This is a genomic window from Streptococcus sp. S1, assembly GCF_034137685.1.
GTDB lineage: Bacteria > Bacillota > Bacilli > Lactobacillales > Streptococcaceae > Streptococcus > Streptococcus dentalis.
Genome location: NZ_CP139418.1, coordinates 1,450,124 through 1,467,016, shown reverse-complemented (window position 1 = coordinate 1,467,016; position 16,893 = coordinate 1,450,124). Strand labels below are relative to the sequence as shown.

General features: G+C 41.7%; 20 protein-coding genes. 9 read left to right on the top strand and 11 right to left on the bottom strand.

Annotated elements, in window-relative coordinates:
• Nucleotides 1–13 precede the first annotated feature (13 nt).
• From SM121_RS07145 to radC, 3 genes are all read left to right on the top strand, one after another.
• Nucleotides 14–757, top strand: a complete 744-nt coding sequence (locus tag SM121_RS07145; RefSeq protein WP_003012209.1) for a class A sortase — start codon at nucleotides 14–16, stop codon at nucleotides 755–757.
• 169 nt (nucleotides 758–926) lie between these two features.
• Complete coding sequence (locus SM121_RS07140; RefSeq protein ID WP_003003299.1) at nucleotides 927–1,205, top strand: hypothetical protein; 279 nt, start codon at nucleotides 927–929, stop codon at nucleotides 1,203–1,205.
• 54 nt (nucleotides 1,206–1,259) lie between these two features.
• Entirely contained in the window at nucleotides 1,260–1,943 is a 684-nt protein-coding gene (radC, locus tag SM121_RS07135; RefSeq protein ID WP_003011667.1) for a RadC family protein, read from the top strand.
• 52 nt (nucleotides 1,944–1,995) lie between these two features.
• Here the strand turns inward: radC and SM121_RS07130 are convergent, their stop codons facing one another.
• The 6 genes from SM121_RS07130 to SM121_RS07105 all read right to left on the bottom strand — a co-directional run bounded on the left by SM121_RS07130 (nucleotide 1,996) and on the right by SM121_RS07105 (nucleotide 6,056).
• Entirely contained in the window at nucleotides 1,996–2,643 is a 648-nt protein-coding gene (locus tag SM121_RS07130; protein WP_320910727.1) for a redox-sensing transcriptional repressor Rex, read from the bottom strand.
• A gap of 130 nt (nucleotides 2,644–2,773) precedes the next feature.
• Nucleotides 2,774–2,989 (bottom strand): DUF4649 family protein, encoded by a 216-nt coding sequence (locus SM121_RS07125; RefSeq protein ID WP_151379063.1) that lies wholly within the window; start codon nucleotides 2,987–2,989, stop codon nucleotides 2,774–2,776.
• A gap of 1 nt (nucleotide 2,990) precedes the next feature.
• Entirely contained in the window at nucleotides 2,991–3,338 is a 348-nt protein-coding gene (locus SM121_RS07120; protein ID WP_003003501.1) for a DUF1831 domain-containing protein, read from the bottom strand.
• A gap of 9 nt (nucleotides 3,339–3,347) precedes the next feature.
• A complete protein-coding gene (locus SM121_RS07115) occupies nucleotides 3,348–4,460 on the bottom strand; it encodes a cysteine desulfurase family protein (RefSeq protein WP_320910726.1) in 1,113 nt (370 codons plus the stop codon).
• Nucleotides 4,461–4,469: 9 nt separating this feature from the next.
• Nucleotides 4,470–5,426, bottom strand: coding sequence for a ribose-phosphate diphosphokinase (locus tag SM121_RS07110; RefSeq protein ID WP_003007186.1), 957 nt, complete (start codon nucleotides 5,424–5,426; stop codon nucleotides 4,470–4,472).
• A 72-nt stretch (nucleotides 5,427–5,498) separates the two neighbouring features.
• A complete protein-coding gene (locus tag SM121_RS07105) occupies nucleotides 5,499–6,056 on the bottom strand; it encodes a CYTH domain-containing protein (protein ID WP_320910725.1) in 558 nt (185 codons plus the stop codon).
• A 95-nt stretch (nucleotides 6,057–6,151) separates the two neighbouring features.
• Here SM121_RS07105 and SM121_RS07100 point away from each other — a divergent pair, with 95 nt between their 5' ends.
• From SM121_RS07100 to mutY, 5 genes are all read left to right on the top strand, one after another.
• Complete coding sequence (locus SM121_RS07100; protein WP_003003504.1) at nucleotides 6,152–6,823, top strand: GTP pyrophosphokinase; 672 nt, start codon at nucleotides 6,152–6,154, stop codon at nucleotides 6,821–6,823.
• Nucleotides 6,807–7,625, top strand: a complete 819-nt coding sequence (locus tag SM121_RS07095; RefSeq protein WP_303660007.1) for an NAD kinase — start codon at nucleotides 6,807–6,809, stop codon at nucleotides 7,623–7,625. The genes SM121_RS07100 and SM121_RS07095 overlap by 17 nt, the downstream gene beginning before the upstream one ends.
• Nucleotides 7,622–8,515, top strand: a complete 894-nt coding sequence (locus SM121_RS07090) for an RluA family pseudouridine synthase (protein WP_155171776.1) — start codon at nucleotides 7,622–7,624, stop codon at nucleotides 8,513–8,515. Before SM121_RS07095 ends, SM121_RS07090 begins: the two co-directional genes overlap by 4 nt.
• A gap of 21 nt (nucleotides 8,516–8,536) precedes the next feature.
• Nucleotides 8,537–9,508 (top strand): phosphate acetyltransferase, encoded by a 972-nt coding sequence (pta, locus tag SM121_RS07085; RefSeq protein ID WP_320910724.1) that lies wholly within the window; start codon nucleotides 8,537–8,539, stop codon nucleotides 9,506–9,508.
• 91 nt (nucleotides 9,509–9,599) lie between these two features.
• Complete coding sequence (mutY, locus tag SM121_RS07080) at nucleotides 9,600–10,754, top strand: A/G-specific adenine glycosylase (protein ID WP_320910723.1); 1,155 nt, start codon at nucleotides 9,600–9,602, stop codon at nucleotides 10,752–10,754.
• A gap of 26 nt (nucleotides 10,755–10,780) precedes the next feature.
• Here the strand turns inward: mutY and SM121_RS07075 are convergent, their stop codons facing one another.
• The 5 genes from SM121_RS07075 to SM121_RS07055 all read right to left on the bottom strand — a co-directional run bounded on the left by SM121_RS07075 (nucleotide 10,781) and on the right by SM121_RS07055 (nucleotide 15,037).
• Nucleotides 10,781–11,128, bottom strand: coding sequence for a thioredoxin domain-containing protein (locus SM121_RS07075; protein WP_070661389.1), 348 nt, complete (start codon nucleotides 11,126–11,128; stop codon nucleotides 10,781–10,783).
• Nucleotides 11,129–11,386: 258 nt separating this feature from the next.
• Nucleotides 11,387–13,102, bottom strand: coding sequence for a phospho-sugar mutase (locus SM121_RS07070; RefSeq protein ID WP_320910722.1), 1,716 nt, complete (start codon nucleotides 13,100–13,102; stop codon nucleotides 11,387–11,389).
• Between the two features lie 150 nt (nucleotides 13,103–13,252).
• Nucleotides 13,253–13,813, bottom strand: a complete 561-nt coding sequence (locus SM121_RS07065) for an ECF transporter S component (protein WP_045759407.1) — start codon at nucleotides 13,811–13,813, stop codon at nucleotides 13,253–13,255.
• Nucleotides 13,810–14,349 carry a phosphopantothenoylcysteine decarboxylase gene (coaC, locus tag SM121_RS07060; protein ID WP_049490880.1) on the bottom strand — a complete coding sequence of 180 codons (540 nt, stop codon included), beginning with the start codon at nucleotides 14,347–14,349 and terminating at the stop codon, nucleotides 13,810–13,812. The genes SM121_RS07065 and coaC overlap by 4 nt, the downstream gene beginning before the upstream one ends.
• Nucleotides 14,350–14,359: 10 nt before the next feature.
• Entirely contained in the window at nucleotides 14,360–15,037 is a 678-nt protein-coding gene (locus SM121_RS07055; protein ID WP_320910721.1) for a phosphopantothenate--cysteine ligase, read from the bottom strand.
• Between the two features lie 175 nt (nucleotides 15,038–15,212).
• Between SM121_RS07055 and SM121_RS07050 the strand changes: the two genes are divergently transcribed.
• Nucleotides 15,213–16,883 carry a formate--tetrahydrofolate ligase gene (locus SM121_RS07050; RefSeq protein WP_125826346.1) on the top strand — a complete coding sequence of 557 codons (1,671 nt, stop codon included), beginning with the start codon at nucleotides 15,213–15,215 and terminating at the stop codon, nucleotides 16,881–16,883.
• The last annotated feature ends 10 nt before the right edge of the window (nucleotides 16,884–16,893 follow it).

The window sequence follows — 16,893 nt, the reverse complement described above, 5'->3', positions numbered from 1 at the left end:
ATAAGGGGACAGTATGTCACGCAGAAGAAAAAAGAAAAAGAGTTTACGCAATACTCTTATCAACATCGTTGCAACACTTTTGATTATTCTCTCGCTTCTCTTAATTTTCAATGCTCCGATCCGAAATATGATTATGGTTTGGCATACCAACCAATACCAGGTTAGCAAGGTCGATAAAAACACCATTGATAAGAATAAAAAAGTGAAAACGAGCTTTGATTTCCAACATGTTAAGTCACTCTCGACGGAAGCTGTGATCAATGCCCAATGGAAGGCTCAGAAACTTCCTGTGATTGGGGGAATTTCGATTCCTGAATTGAACATGAATCTTCCGATTTTTAAGGGACTAGAAAACGTAGCCCTCTACTATGGGGCAGGGACCATGAAGGAAAACCAAGTTATGGGGCAAGGCAATTATTCTCTCGCCAGTCACCATGTATTTGGCTTAACTGGTGCAAATGCCATGTTGTTTTCACCATTAGAGAAAGCCAAGGCTGGTATGAAGATCTACATCACGGACAAAGAGAAAGTCTATACTTATGTCATCTCGTCAGTTGAGACAGTGACTCCAGACCGTGTAGATGTTATTCAAGATCGTGAAGGCGTTAATGAGATCACTTTGGTGACCTGTGAGGATGCTGCAGCGACTTACCGTACGATTGTAAAAGGGAATTTGGAAACCTCTGTTGACTATGACAAGGCTCCAAAAGACATCCTGGATTCATTCAGCAAGTCTTATAATCAAATGCAACTTTAAGAAAATAAAGTCCGAGACAGAAATGTCTGGGCTTTTTCTATGTAGGAAACTAGGAGAAATTCTTGTAAAATTGTAAGAGATTGGTAATATTATGTAAGGAACTTGTCATAATATTGAGGGAAATTCAGTATATAATAGAGGAGAAAGAGTATGATAAGGAGGTAGGATAGTGACAAAAGAGCGAATTTATCATCTCTTGCATCATTTCTATAATCTCTTAGTAAATGATTTTCCACGAAATGGATTAATTACGAAAGGAATCTACGAAGTAGAACAGGTTTACCAAGCTTTAGAGGCCATTCCTCAGAGTCAGGAGTACCTGATTCGCTGTGAAATTCAACAGTTTTTAAAGGAGCTTGAACAAGTTCAAACAGGTTATCAGATCCGCTTTAATAAAGATGAAGTATTAGTGTTAGATGATTTGAAGCAAGAAATTGCCTGCAAATAATGAAAGGTCGTCGTTTTCTCTATTTATTACGAATTAATAAGTGAGGAGGAAATTATGTACGACATATCATTTATTGAACCGTCTTTGCTTCCTAGGGAACGTTTGGTTTCTGAAGGGGTGGATAAGCTGAGTCATCAGGAATTGTTATCCATTCTCTTGCGAACAGGCAATAAGCAAAAAAGCGTTTATGAGATTGCACAAGGTCTTTTGAGTTCGGTTAATAGTTTAAAGGAGTTAAGTCAATTAACCCTAGAGGAGCTACAGGAAATCTCTGGTATTGGCCGGGTGAAGGCCATCGAACTTCAAGCTGTGATTGAGTTTGGACGAAGGATTCATAAAGACGAATTGATGAGTTCTGAACAAATCATGAGTAGTCAGAAATTGGCCCATAAAATTCAACAGGAAATCGGCCATAAGAAACAGGAGCACCTGGTTGCCCTTTATTTGAATACGCAGAATGAAATTATTCATCAACAGACCATTTTTATTGGAACAGTGAATCGAAGTATTGCGGAGCCACGTGAAATCCTACATTATGCACTAAAACACATGGCGACGTCCATCATCTTGGCTCACAATCATCCATCTGGTGCCGTATTTCCCAGTAAAAACGATGATGAAGTAACGCATCGAGTCTTAGAGGCCTGTGAAGTGATGGGTTTAACCCTATTGGATCACTTGATTGTATCTGAAGAAAATTACTATAGTTATCGAGAAGAAACAGATTATTTAGTTTAAAAAAGGTTGGAATCCTCTGGTTCCAACCTTTTTGTTGTTAAAGTATAAGTCTTTATTCTTCGTTTTTTCGCATGAAATAAAGGAGTGTTTGCAATTCACTGGTGAGGTCGACATATTGGACGACGACATCTTTAGGAACTGTCAGATGCACTGGTGAGAAGCTGAGAATCCCTTTGACCCCAGCGTCTACCAAAAGGCTAGCCACTTCTTGAGCCTTGACGCTTGGAACAGTTAGGATGGCTGTTTGAATGCCTTCTTGTTTGAGCTTTTCTTTAATAGAGGAAATACCGTAAATGGGAATTCCGTCCTTACTTTTGGTATTGATCAGTTCATGATCGTCAAGATCAAACGCCATGACAATTTTCATCTTATTGCGTTCATGGAAGCGATAGTTGAGAAGCGCACTTCCCATATTTCCGATCCCCACAATAGCGACATTGGTAATGGCATTATCATTTAAGAGATCCGCAAAGAAGTTCATCAGTTTTTTTACGTCATAACCAAATCCCCGTCTTCCTAATTCACCAAAATAAGAAAAATCTCGGCGAACGGTAGCAGAGTCAATCCCAATTGCATCCGCAATTTGCTTGGAATTGACGCGCTCTATTTTTTCAGAGTTAAAGCGTTTAAAAATGCGGTAGTAGAGCGATAAGCGTTTTGCTGTTGCGCGTGGAATTGGAGTATTTTTATCATGTTTCACAATATCACAACCTTTCCCTCTTATTGTATAGGAAGATTGTGAAAAAATCAACTATGTAGACCGATTTTTCAAAAATATATTTGTCTAACTAAAAAGCTGATGGTGATGGGAGAGTTCCATCATCATCAGCTTAGTTTTTAGCTTGTTCTAATTTTTTCAAAAAAGCATAGAGTCCATCGACACGCCCCGTATAGGGGAGCTTTTCACCCTTGTATTCAATGGAAACGATTGAGTAAGAGTCAGGTAAGGTTACACAGCCTGAAAAAGCTAAGATGCAGGCTGCAAGGTCGGGATAAGTAGTCGTTCGTTCTACTTGGTACGCGTCGATATAAGTTAGGGTTACCATATTAAACCTCTGTTTTGTTGAAAATTTCTCTTTCAACGAGACTATCCATTAAGAAATAGAATTTTTGTTGGATAATGTCATTTTCTGGATTTTTAAAGATATTAACCAGGCGAAGACCTGACTTATCTGTAATATTGATTTTAAAACCAGTGAGGTCTTTGTTGAAGATAATTTTAAGCAGGAAACCTTCACCGCTATTTGGAACAGCTTCGAGCAAACGATTCAACTCGTAATTTCCAACTTTTGTAACAGCAAATGTATTGTCACGTAAGGTATATTTTTTAATATTTGGGTGAAGACTATAGGTATATTTGCAGTCTTTCAATGTGATACTAGTTTCAAAAGTCATATTGTTCTCCTATGATAAAATTTCTTTAAGTTTTGTGAGGAAGTCTTGAACCTCCTCTATGGTATTGAGTTCTGAAAAACTAATTCGAAGGGATTCTTTTAGGCGTGAGCTATCTTTTCCATAGAGCGCCTCAAGGACATGGCTGGGTTGAATGGTACCTGCGGTACAAGCAGAACCTGTAGAGACAGAAATTCCAGCAAGATCGAGTCGCATCAATAATACATCATTTTGGACACCCGGAAAGCCAAGGTTCCAAACAAATGGAAGATGATCATCATTCGCATTTACGTAGTAGTCGTAGGCTGCTAAACCATTGACTAGTTCTTGGCCGAGTTTTTGAACCTGGTTGAAATTTTCTTCTTGATGAAGTGTAGCTTGCTGAAGCGCGGTTGCCATCCCGACAATTGAAATGAGATTTTCCGTGCTGGCTCTCATCTTACTTTCCTGATCCCCACCATGTAAGAGATTATCAAAATCTTTGACGGCCGCATAAAGGAAGCCGACTCCCTTAGGGCCATGGAATTTGTGGGCAGAAGCACTGAGAAAATCAATTCCCAACTCTTCGGGATAGACAGGGACCTTTCCAATTGCTTGGACAGCATCAACGTGAAAGGCAGCTGGATGATCTTTTAAGAGTTCTCCGATTTCTTTAATCGGTAACAGATCGCCTGTCTCATTATTGGCAAACATGGTAGAGACAAGAATAGTATCCGGTCTAAGTGCAGCCTTGATATCACTAGACTGAATGCGTCCATCTCTTGGTTGGACGATCGTAACTTCAAATCCGAAACGTTCTACAAGATATTCGATGGGTTCTAGAACCGCATGGTGTTCCAAAGCGGTAGTAATGATGTGTTTGCCATCTGTTTGGTGTTTCAAGCAGTAGCCTTTTATAACGGTATTATTACTTTCTGATCCACCTGAAGTGAAGAAAATACGATTTGGAATAGTATGGAGAGACTGAGCAATTTGCTCGCGAGATTCTCGGAGAAGTTTACTAGCCATCCGTCCATGAGCATGGAGGCTCGATGGATTTCCAAAAGTGGTCTTCATGGTTTCAGACATTTTATCAATGACTTCAGGTAGAAGGGGAGTTGTTGCGGCATTATCAAAATATATCACATTAAGACCTTATTTCTTGTGGTAGGCAAATAGAGGACTAACAGGTTTTCTTTCTTGAATGCGAACAATAGCTTCAGCGATCAGTTCGCTAGCTGTCAGATAGTTAATATTTTTTGGTGTTGGCCCATTTGGAGCAACAGAATCGGTTACTAAGATTTCTTTGATCGGAGCTTGGTCTAATAACTCGACAGCTCCTTTCACAAATAAGCCATGGCTTGAAACAGCATAAATTTCAGTAGCTCCTTCGCGTTCGACGATTTTCGCAGCTTCTGAGAATGTCTTACCAGTATTGAGGATATCGTCAATCAAGATCGCTTTCTTATCTTTGACATCCCCGATAATATAGCCATAATCACGGTTCGCATCATCTTGCTCGTAATCAATGATCGCAATCGGTGCATCAAGATATTCAGCTAAACTACGAGCCCGTTTGACACCAGAGTTTTTAGGACTGACGACTACGACATCAGGCCCTGTTAGACCTTTATTAATGTAGTGTTCTGCAAAAAGTGGAATGGTAAAGAGGTTATCTACGGCAATATCGAAGAAACCTTGAACTTGCACTGCATGGAGATCCAGTGTGACGACGCGATCCACCCCAGCTTTGACCAACATGTTTGCGACGAGCTTAGCAGTAATTGGTTCACGAGGAGCAGCTGTACGGTCTTGGCGGGCATAACCGAAGTAAGGCATGACCACATTGACAGTATTTGCGCTGGCCCGTTGGCAAGCATCCACCATAATTAACAGTTCCATCAAGTGATTGTTGACAGGGAAACTGGTTGATTGAATGATATAAATATCATATCCACGAACACTTTCCTCAATATTGACTTGGATTTCACCATCTGAGAATTGACGGGATGAAATTTTCCCAAGTGGAACCCCAGCGTGATCCGCGATTTTTTGCGCAATCTCTGGATTTGAATTGAGAGAGAAGAGCTTCATATTTTTTTTATCTGACATGTGATTCCAACCTCATTTAGATTTTTGATCTTAGCACTATTTTAGCAAAAATTTGCGATAATTTCAGCTATTTTACAATCTTTCCGCTAATCTGGCGATTTTATTTTTTGCTGCTTTGTAGACGATCCCATGGTCTGTCATGAACTGATGGAAATTATCTTCCTGCTCAGCAGTTTCGACCTCGATTTCCAACTCATAATCTTCAGTATCTAGATAGAGATTGTGGTCTAGTGCCACTATGCCTTCAGCTGTTTCTTTTTCGAATCGTTCTGTTGTAAGGCTCCCCCAAACAGCCAGTTGTTCAACAGGGATTCCTTTTAACATCAAGAGGTTTTTGATTTCCCCATCAGGAAACTGTTGGTGTTGAAGGATCGCCTGGGTTTCGTCTTGGCTGAGGTCTTGATTGTACTCGAAATGGCCAACTGCTTCAGGGACCTTGAGAGTCAATTCAGCCTGATCTGTGAAAGTACGCACCCGCAAGGCCATTTTTTCCTTACGGATGAGCTGGTCAGGTGTATCGATATAGTGATTGGTTTGGACAACCAATTCTGTATCAGCAAAAAGTGGAAGGAGGGATTGGTATTCCTCCTTGTCTAGCATGGTTTTGTATTCAATTTCTAAATGGTTCATTTTGTGGTCCTTTGCTTTTTTTCAAAAGCGATTCATGATATAATAAGAGATGTGTTTATTGTATACAAAAATGGTTCAGATTACAAGGTGGTAGGATGGCAATTGATTGGGAAAACTTCTTAGATCCGTATATCCAAGCAGTTGGGGAATTAAAAATCAAACTGCGTGGGATTCGTAAGCAATATCGTAAGCAACAAAAGCATTCTCCAATTGAGTTTGTTACAGGACGGGTCAAACCGATTGAGAGTATTCGTGAAAAGATGATACGAAGAAATATTTCTGAAGAAAATCTGGCTCAGGATATGCAAGATATTGCTGGTCTTCGCATCATGGTTCAGTTTGTGGACGATGTGGATGAGATCCTAGAGGTTCTGAGACAACGGCAGGATATGCGCGTGGTCCAAGAGCGAGACTACATCCGCCACAAGAAATCAAGTGGCTACCGGAGTTACCACGTCGTTGTCGAGTACCCGGTCGATACCATTGATGGAAATGAAACGATCTTAGCAGAGATTCAAATTCGGACCTTGTCCATGAATTTTTGGGCAACCATTGAACACTCGCTTAATTATAAATATAAAGGAGACTTTCCAGACGAGATCAAAAAACGCTTAGAGACGACAGCAAACCTGGCCTATCTCTTGGATGAAGAGATGGGGGCAATTCGGGATGCGATTCAGGAGGCTCAAGCCCTGTTTGATCCACTTCATCGTAAGTTAAATGATGGCGTTGGAAATAGTGATGACACAGATGAAGACTACAGGTAAAAAAGTATCCATTATTCGCAATCGCAAGCGTCAAAGTGAAGAGGTTTTTCAGCAGTTGCGCTACAAGCTTCGAAAAAATAATTTTATTTTGACGGAGAAGCATCCGGATATTGTGATTTCAATTGGTGGTGATGGGATGTTGCTATCGGCCTTTCACAAGTATGAACAGCAGTTGGATCGCGTGCGTTTTATCGGCGTCCATACTGGACACTTAGGATTTTATACGGATTACTTAGACAGTGAAATCGATAAGTTGGTTGAGAATTTAAAATATGATACAGGTGCCAAGGTTTCTTACCCTATTTTGAATGTCAAGATCACTTTCGACAATGGGGAAACCCGTACCATGAGGGCTTTGAACGAAGCGACGATTAAGAGAAGCGACCGGACCATGGTTGCCGATCTCACGATTAATGGAGTGGATTTTGAGCGCTTCAGAGGAGACGGGATTACCGTTTCGACTCCTACAGGAAGTACGGCTTACAACAAATCCTTGGGAGGAGCAGTCCTTCACCCAACTATTGAGGCGCTACAGATCGCTGAGATCGCCAGTCTCAACAACCGTGTTTATCGTACCTTGGGTTCCTCTGTCATTGTCCCTAAAAAGGATAAGATCGAGATTACACCGACAAGACCTGGCTTCCACATTATCTCTGTTGATAATTCAACCTATTCTTACCGCAATATTGCAAAGGTAGAATACCAGATTGACAACCATAAGATTAATTTTGTGGCCAGCTCCAGTCATACCAGTTTCTGGAATCGGGTCAAGGATGCCTTTATCGGAGATGATAGAGAATGAGATTTGAATTCATTGTCGATGAGCATGTCAAGGTCAAGACCTTCCTGAAAAAGCATGAGGTTTCTAAGGGTCTCTTAGCAAAGATTAAGTTTCGTGGTGGCCAGATCCTTGTCAATGGACGTTCGGAGAATGCAATTTATTTATTGGATATTGGGGATCGCTTGGTCATTGATATTCCAGCAGAAGAAGGGTTCGAAACTCTGAAACCCATGGATCGATCTTTGGATATTTTGTTTGAAGATGATCATTTTTTGATCTTAAACAAACCCTTTGGGATTGCTTCTATTCCAAGTGCGATTCATTCCAATACCTTAGCCAATTTTGTAAAAGGCTATTATGTGAAACAGGGCTATGAGAACCAGCAGGTCCACATTGTCACTCGCTTGGACAAGGATACAAGTGGCGTCATGCTCTTTGCCAAACATGGCTATGCCCATGCCCGCTTGGATAAGCAATTGCAGTCTAAAACGATTCAGAAACGCTATTATGCCTTGGTCAAGGGATCTGGGAAGCTTGATCCTGTCGGAGAGATTATTGCTCCGATTGCGCGTGATGAAGATTCAATTATCACCCGAAAGGTAGCTAAAGGTGGCAAGTATGCTCATACAAGCTACCAAGTTGTTCAATCTTTTGGTGATATCCACCTTGTGGATATTCAGTTACACACAGGTCGAACCCATCAGATCCGCGTTCATTTTTCCCATATTGGTTTTCCGCTCTTGGGAGATGATCTCTATGGCGGCAGTTTAGAAGACGGCATTGAGCGCCAAGCCCTTCATTGTCATCGTCTATCCTATTATCATCCATTTCTAGAGGAAGAATTGGTCATAGAAAGTCCACTACCTCCAGATTTCCAAGCTGTATTAACACAGCTTCAAACAAGTTATTAATTATTAAAAGGAGTAAAACTCATGGAAGTTTTCGAAAATCTCAAAGCCAACCTCGTTGGTAAGAATGCACGTATTGTATTACCAGAAGGTGAAGAACCTCGTATTCTCCAAGCAACAAAACGTATTGTGAACGAGACAGAAGTAACCCCTGTCTTGCTTGGTAATCCGGAAAAAATTCGGATTTATCTTGAAATCGAAGGGGTTTTGGATGGATATGAAGTCATCGATCCTCATTCTTATCCAGGTTTTGAAGAAATGGTAGCTTCCTTGGTAGAACGTCGTAAGGGCAAAATGACAGAAGAAGCGCGTCAAGTCTTGAAAGACGATGTTAACTATTTTGGTGTCATGTTGGTACACATGGGAATTGTTGATGGGATGGTTTCTGGTGCGATTCACTCAACAGCCGCAACTGTTCGTCCGGCCTTGCAAATTATCAAAACTCGTCCAAATGTAAAACGTACTTCAGGGGCTTTCCTTATGGTTCGTGGATCTGAACGCTACTTGTTTGGGGACTGTGCCATCAACATCAATCCAGATGCTGAAGGATTAGCCGAAATTGCCATCAATTCAGCTATCACAGCCAAGATGTTTGGAATTGATCCAAAAATTGCTATGTTGAGCTATTCAACAAAAGGATCTGGTTTCGGTGAAAGTGTTGATAAGGTTGTCGAAGCGACTAAGCTTGCCCATGAACTTCGTCCAGATCTTGAAATTGACGGAGAATTGCAATTTGACGCAGCCTTTGTTCCTGCAACTGCAGCCTTGAAGGCTCCAGGAAGCAAGGTAGCAGGTCAAGCCAATGTCTTTATCTTCCCTGGTATTGAAGCAGGTAACATTGGATACAAGATGGCAGAACGTCTTGGTGGTTTTGCAGCGGTAGGTCCAGTATTGCAAGGGTTGAACAAACCAGTTAACGACCTTTCTCGCGGATGTAATGCAGATGACGTTTATAAATTGACCTTGATTACAGCAGCTCAGGCTGTGGAACAATAAGAATAATTGAAAGGCTTAGGAATTTCCTAGGCCTTTTTATGGTAGAGTCAGAATCTCTAAACTTGAACTCATTCTATGGTATACTAGGAATATGTTAGATTTAAATGATTACGGGATTATCATGTGGGAGGAGGAAAAAATTGCCTCTTTCCGAGAAAAGTTATTAGGCTGGTATGATTCCAATAAACGGGATCTCCCCTGGAGAAGGACGCAGGATCCTTATAAAATTTGGATTTCAGAAATTATGCTCCAGCAGACACGTGTCGATACGGTGATTCCTTATTATGAGCGTTTTTTAGATTGGTTTCCGACGATTGCGGATCTGGCTCAGGCACCTGAGGAAAAGCTCTTAAAAGCTTGGGAAGGTCTTGGCTATTATTCTCGCGTACGGAATATGCAGAAAGCAGCCCAGCAAATCATGGAGGACCATGGGGGTATTTTCCCATCAAGTTATGACGAAATATCAAAACTCAAGGGGATTGGACCTTATACAGCTGGTGCCATTGCCAGTATTGCTTTTAGCTTGCCAGAGCCGGCAGTGGATGGCAATGTTATGCGGGTTCTAGCTCGTTTATTTGAGGTCGACTACGATATCGGAATCCCAACCAATCGTAAGATTTTTCAAGCTATGATGGAAGTCTTGATTGATCCAGACCGTCCTGGTGATTTTAATCAGGCTTTGATGGATTTGGGCTCAGATATTGAGTCCCCAGTCAATCCACGGCCAGAAGAAAGTCCTGTCAAGGAGTTTAGCGCGGCCTACCAACATGGAACCATGGATCGTTATCCCATCAAGGCTCCTAAGAAGAAACCGGTACCTGTCTATCTAACAGCCTTTATTATCAAGGATAGTCAAGGGCGCTACTTGCTGGAGAAAAATGAGCGAGAAGGGCTTTTGTCTGGTTTTTGGCATTTCCCTTTGATCGAAGTGGATAGCCTTTCTGATCCCTTTGGACAATTGTCGTTATTAGATGGTAATGGAGAAGCAGGAGATAACCCAGAAATTCTTTCCTTTGAACAGGACTATGAATTGGCCATTGATTGGCAAGACAGATCGTATCCTATCGTCCAGCATGTCTTTTCGCATCGCAAATGGCAGGTTCAGATCCGATTCGGCCTGGTAAAAGAAGGAGAACAGCCAGCAAGTGAATCGACTGTTTGGTTAACACCAGAAGAATTTTCGGACTATCCTTTTGCTAAACCCCAGCAAAAGATTTGGACGACTTTTTCGGAAAATGAAAAATAGCTAGAGACTGATCTCTAGCTATTTTTTTATAGATGAGCGAATGCTTTGATTTCTTCTTCAGACATAGATGAGTCGCAACGAACACTGACTTCACCGGCTTCGACATGTAAAAATCCTGGGACAGTTGGGATGCCGTAAGTTGAGCGGAAGGCTTGTAATGCGTCTAGCTGACTTGGTTCTTCACTATTGATGAAGTAGATATGAGCTTTTGTTTCAGCTACGACAGTTGCCAACTTAGCAGCGAACTTCCGGCAGTAAGGACAAGTCTTGCGTCCGATAAAGAAGGTTGCTGTTTCTTTTTGATCGATCGCTTCTTGCGCACGCGCGACAGTTGTGACTTCAAGATCTTTAATATCTTCTAAAAATTGTTCCATGAGATTACCTCGCTTTCTTCTAAGTCTAGTATGCCATATTTTCTATAAAATCGCTGGTATTTGCTACGAAAGAAAGAGAGAGTGGGACAGAAATCGGTTATTCGTTAGAATTCGATTTCGTCGTCCCACCTCCGGACAGTTGAGTAGGGCTGTAAAAGCTGATGAAATCAGCGTAGTAGAGCCCACTCAACCACTGCGTCTTGCTCAACAATCAAAAAAATAATTGAGAGGCTAGGACTTTTGTCCCAGCCTCGTGTTTTAGCCTACAAATGCATTAATTTCTGCTTCGATATTCGCAATTTTTTCTTTAGCATCTGCTTCAGATTCACCAACTGTAGCGATGTAGAATTTGATTTTTGGTTCTGTACCTGAAGGACGAACGGCAAACCATGAATCATCAGCCAAGATGTATTTAAGCACGTTGCTTGGAGGAGTTGTCAATTTTTCAACGCCGTCAGCAGTAGTAGCTGTTTGTTCCAAGAAGTCTTCTGTCTTAGCAATGTCTGTCTTGTTAAATTGTTTAGGAGCATTGCCACGGAATTTATCCATGATTTTCTTGATTTCAGCAGCTCCGTCCACACCTGAAAGGGTAACAGAGATGGTTTTTTCTGCGAAGTAGCCGTATTGTTTGTAGATTTCTTCAATACCATCTGCCAAAGTCATACCACGTGAGCGGTAGTAAGCTGCGATTTCAGCGACGATAAGAACGGCTTGGATAGCATCTTTGTCACGTACGAATGGTTTGATCAGGTAACCGAAGCTTTCTTCGAAACCAAGCATGTAAGTGTGGTTGTGTTGTGTTTCAAATTCATGAATTTTTTCACCGATAAATTTGAAACCAGTCAAGACGTTAAACATCGTTGCGCCATAGCTTTCTGCAATCTTAGTCACCAACTCAGTTGATACGATGGATTTACAAAGAGCAGCATTTGCAGGAAGGGTACCAGCTGTTTTGTGAGCTTCAAGAATGTATTTAGCAATGATCGCTCCGATTTGGTTACCAGAAAGGTTGAGGTAAGAACCATCTGGTTGGCGGATTTCAACACCAAGGCGGTCAGCATCTGGGTCAGTTGCAACCAATACATCAGCGTCTACTTTGCGACCAAGTTCTTCAGCAAGAGCAAAGGCAGCTTGGTTTTCAGGGTTTGGAGATTTAACAGTTGAGAAGTCAGCATCTGGAACAGCTTGAGCTTCAACAACTTGAACAGCTTCAAATCCAGCTTGGGCAAGAGCACGACGAGCCAACATTTCACCAGTACCATGAAGTGGAGTGTAGACAATCTTCATGTCGCGCCCGTATTCATTGATCAAGTCTTGGTTGATGTTAACGCCTTTCACTTCTTTCAAGTATTCAGCGTCGACGTTTTCACCGATAACTTCAATCAAGCCGTTAGCTTTGCTTTCTTCAAGGTCAGCCAATTGTACAGTGAAAGGATTTTCGATAGCACGGATGTAATCTGTCAATGCATCAGCATCTGCTGGAGGCATTTGTCCACCGTCTTCACCGTATACTTTGTATCCGTTAAATGGAGCTGGGTTGTGGCTAGCTGTTACCATGATCCCAGCAAATGTGTGGAGATGACGAACAGCAAATGACAATTCAGGTGTTGGACGAAGGCTTTCAAATACATAAGATTTGATGCCATGAGCAGCCAAAACTTGAGCTGATTCAAAAGCAAACTCAGGAGAGAAGTGACGGCTGTCGTAGGCGATCGCAACACCGCGTTTCTTCGCTTCCTCACCTTTTGAGTCGATTAATTGGGCCAACCCTTCAGTTGCTTGGCGAACAACATAGATATTAATACGGTTGGTACCAGCACCGATTAATCCACGCATACCAGCTGTACCGAATTCTAGGTTGGTATAGAAGGCATCTTCTTTTGTTTTTTCATCCATTGCGACCAACTCATCACGAAGGTAAGCTGGTAATTCAGCAAAGTTGAGCCATTTTTGGTAGTTTTCTTGATAGGTCATGCAAGCGTCTCCTTTTTGCTTATAATTTAATCGCTTACATTATAGCAAATTTTTTCAGAAAATTCTAGCGATAATTGTAAATCTTTTCAAAAAAATAGAGCTAATTCACCATCAAAAAAAGCCAAGATAAATTGGTCTTGGCTTGAAAGGTTATTTTAATTTTTCAAGAGATGGAACGACTGCACTGGTAATGAGTACTGTCGCAATGACTTCGATGAGTGAGTTAGTAGAGACAATCAAGCCAAGGAAATGTTGAATCCCCCCTCCAAAACTGTTGCCAAAGAAGAAATAAATCCCACTTAGAACGAAAACAGTATTGGTCATAGAGCCGACAATTCCAGCGATCACAAGTCCAGTACGATTACGAATCCAGCGATAGACGAAGTAAGGGGTTACCCCGATGAGAATCCGAGGGACTATGGCAATGATAAGGGAGTAGAGATTCCCGTGAGGGACAAAGGGACTAAAGAGATAGCTGGCTGGTGTTAAAACCAAGGTATTCATAGTGAGGCTAAAGAGTCCCATGAGGAGTCCTAAGATAGCTCCAATTCGTGGACCGTATATGATAGAGGCGATCACGACAGGAATATGAACCAAGGTTGGTTGAATTCCTGATGGAACAAATTGCAGAATGAAAGATGTCACAAAGTGAATGGTGATCATCACCGCAAAAAAGATGGCAATTCGTGAAATAGAAGATGATTTTCTCATAAACAATTCTCCTTAACAGTTTCTACAATAGTTTCTACAGGCGCTAGAGCTCCAGCACCTTTGTCCCCACAAGCAAGAACAGCATCACGAGGTTGGATAATCTGGTAACCATAGTCTTGTAAGAGCTTTAGATTTCGTTGGGTAGCGGGATGTTCTAGCATTTTTGTATTCATAGCAGGGGCCAGTAATTTTTTTGTCCTTTGAGGCAAGGCTAGAGCTGTGCTTGTGACCATATTATCTGCAAGTCCCATAGCCAATTTAGCAATGGTATTGGCACTGGCCGGCGCTACAAGAAAGAGGTCAGTTTCTTTCCCAATGTCGATGTGCTCGATCCGCTGTGGATCGTCTTCCATCATAACATCAAGCCCTACTTGATTCTTTGAAAGAACTTGCAAGGTTAAAGGGGTGATAAATTTTTGGGCTGAAGGAGTCATGAGGACCTTCACTTCAAAGCCCAATTTGGTTAGTTGGCTGGTAATATCAGCAGCTTTATAGGCGGAAATACTACCGGTAACCGCTAAAGTAATGTGTGTCATATGTTCCTTTTTATTTGATATAACGTAGGATAGCCTCTGCGATTTCTGTTTTCGTAGAAGCTTCTAGGACCTGATCATCTGTCACTAGATAGGCTTGATGCTGACCGTTCTGAATCTTGGTCAGATCATTGGCAACGATCATGCTGGCATGATTTTTAACGAGGCTTTCACGCGCCACCTGGATCAACTCTTCAGAAGAAACGTCGACTAATAGCTTAAAGCCGATCAGTTGAATAGCAGGGTTCCATTCTTTGACGAGCGAGATAATCTTGGGATTTTTCTTTAGAAAGAGCACTTGGTATTCTTCTTTGGAAGAGATTTTAGCTTCCTGATTTTCGCGATGGATAAAGGTATGAAGGTCTTGAGCCTTCTCAACTTCCTCAAGGCCTGTCATGTAAACAGGTGTGTAGTCTGAGACTGCCATAGCGTGAATCAAAACCTGATGATGAGGGACTTCCGTTTTCATTTGTGTGAGAAGTTCTTCGACATTCTGGATCAATAGAAGTCGAAGCTGTGGATGAGGATCGGGTTTAAGCGCGGTAGGCGTTGTGATCAAGGTCACCTGATGTCCCTTTGCAAGAGCAATTTCTGCAAGAATTTTCCCTAGGCTCCCGGTGGAATGATTGGTGATCGAACGAACGCTATCAATGGCTTCGCTGGTTCCGCCTGATGTAATTAAAATATGCATATGCTTATTTTACACAAAAAAGATACGTAAGTAAAGTTCTGAAGCTATTAGGATTAGCTATGTGTAGCCATAAAATTCACATAAAAAACGAACGTTAGATTCAAAAGGTGGAAAAACCATGTTATTTTCGCGAATTTTAGGTATAATAGTTCTATCAAATATAAAGGAGTCCCTTATGAAAACAGATATCGAAATTGCTCAAAGCATTGAACTCCAACCGATTGTGGATGTTGTTAAGAAGATCGGTTTGGTAGACGATGATCTTGAATTGTATGGAAAATACAAGGCGAAATTGAGCTTTGATAAGATTCGTGAAGTTGAGAAAAATCCAGTAGGAAAACTTATCTTAGTCACTGCGATCAACCCAACTCCAGCTGGAGAAGGGAAATCAACCATTACCATTGGTCTAGCAGATGCTTTGAATAAAATCGGTAAAAAAACCATGATTGCCATTCGCGAACCTTCTTTGGGTCCAGTTATGGGGATTAAAGGTGGTGCTGCTGGTGGTGGCTATGCCCAAGTTCTACCGATGGAAGACATCAACCTTCATTTCACAGGGGATATGCATGCGATCACAACGGCTAATAACGCTCTCTCAGCATTGATTGATAATCATTTGCATCAAGGAAATGAGCTAGGTATTGACCAACGTCGGATTATCTGGAAACGGGTAGTGGACTTGAATGACCGTGCTCTTCGTCATGTCTCTGTCGGTCTTGGCGGTCCTTTAAATGGGATTCCGCGTGAAGACGGATTTGATATTACCGTTGCTTCTGAGATTATGGCCATCCTTTGCTTGGCGACAGATATTGAAGATTTGAAACGTCGTTTGGCCAACATCGTGATTGGTTACCGTTATGATCGTAGCCCGGTCTATGTCCGTGATTTGGAAGTGGAAGGGGCACTTGCCTTGATCCTCAAAGATGCGATCAAGCCAAACTTGGTTCAAACCATCTATGGTACACCTGCCTTTGTTCACGGTGGTCCATTTGCCAATATCGCCCATGGATGTAACTCTGTATTAGCAACGACGACAGCTCTTCATTTAGCTGACTATACGATTACAGAAGCAGGTTTTGGGGCTGACCTTGGCGCTGAAAAATTCCTTGATATTAAAACTCCAAACTTGCCTACATCACCAGATGCGGTTGTGATCGTAGCGACTCTCCGTGCTCTTAAGATGAACGGTGGAGTGATCAAGGATGCTTTGACTGAAGAAAATGTAGAGGCTGTTCGTGCTGGTTTTGCCAACTTGAAACGTCACGTTGAAAATATCCGTAAGTTTGGCATTCCTGCAGTGGTTGCTATCAATGAATTTATCACAGATACAGAAGCAGAAATTGCTGCTTTGAAAGAATTGTGTGCTGAAATTGATGTTCCAGTTGAGCTTGCGAGTGTATGGGCGAATGGTGCGGACGGTGGAGTTGACCTTGCTGAAACCTTGGTTAATACCATCGAAACAAGTCCAGCTAACTACACACGCTTGTATGATAACAACCTTTCTGTTGAAGAAAAAATTGAAAAGATTGTTACAGAGATTTACCGCGGTACTAAGGTGAATTTTGAGAAGAAAGCCAAGACACAAATTGCCCAAATCGTGAAAAATGGATGGGATAAGTTGCCAATCTGTATGGCCAAAACACAATATAGCTTCTCTGATAATCCAAATGCCTTGGGAGCTCCTGAAAACTTTGAAATCACTATTCGTGAAGTGGTTCCAAAATTGGGAGCAGGCTTTATTGTCGCTTTGACGGGGGATGTGATGACCATGCCTGGTTTACCAAAACGTCCAGCTGCTTTAAATATGGATGTGGCCGCTGATGGAACAGCTATCGGTTTGTTCTAATCATAAAAAT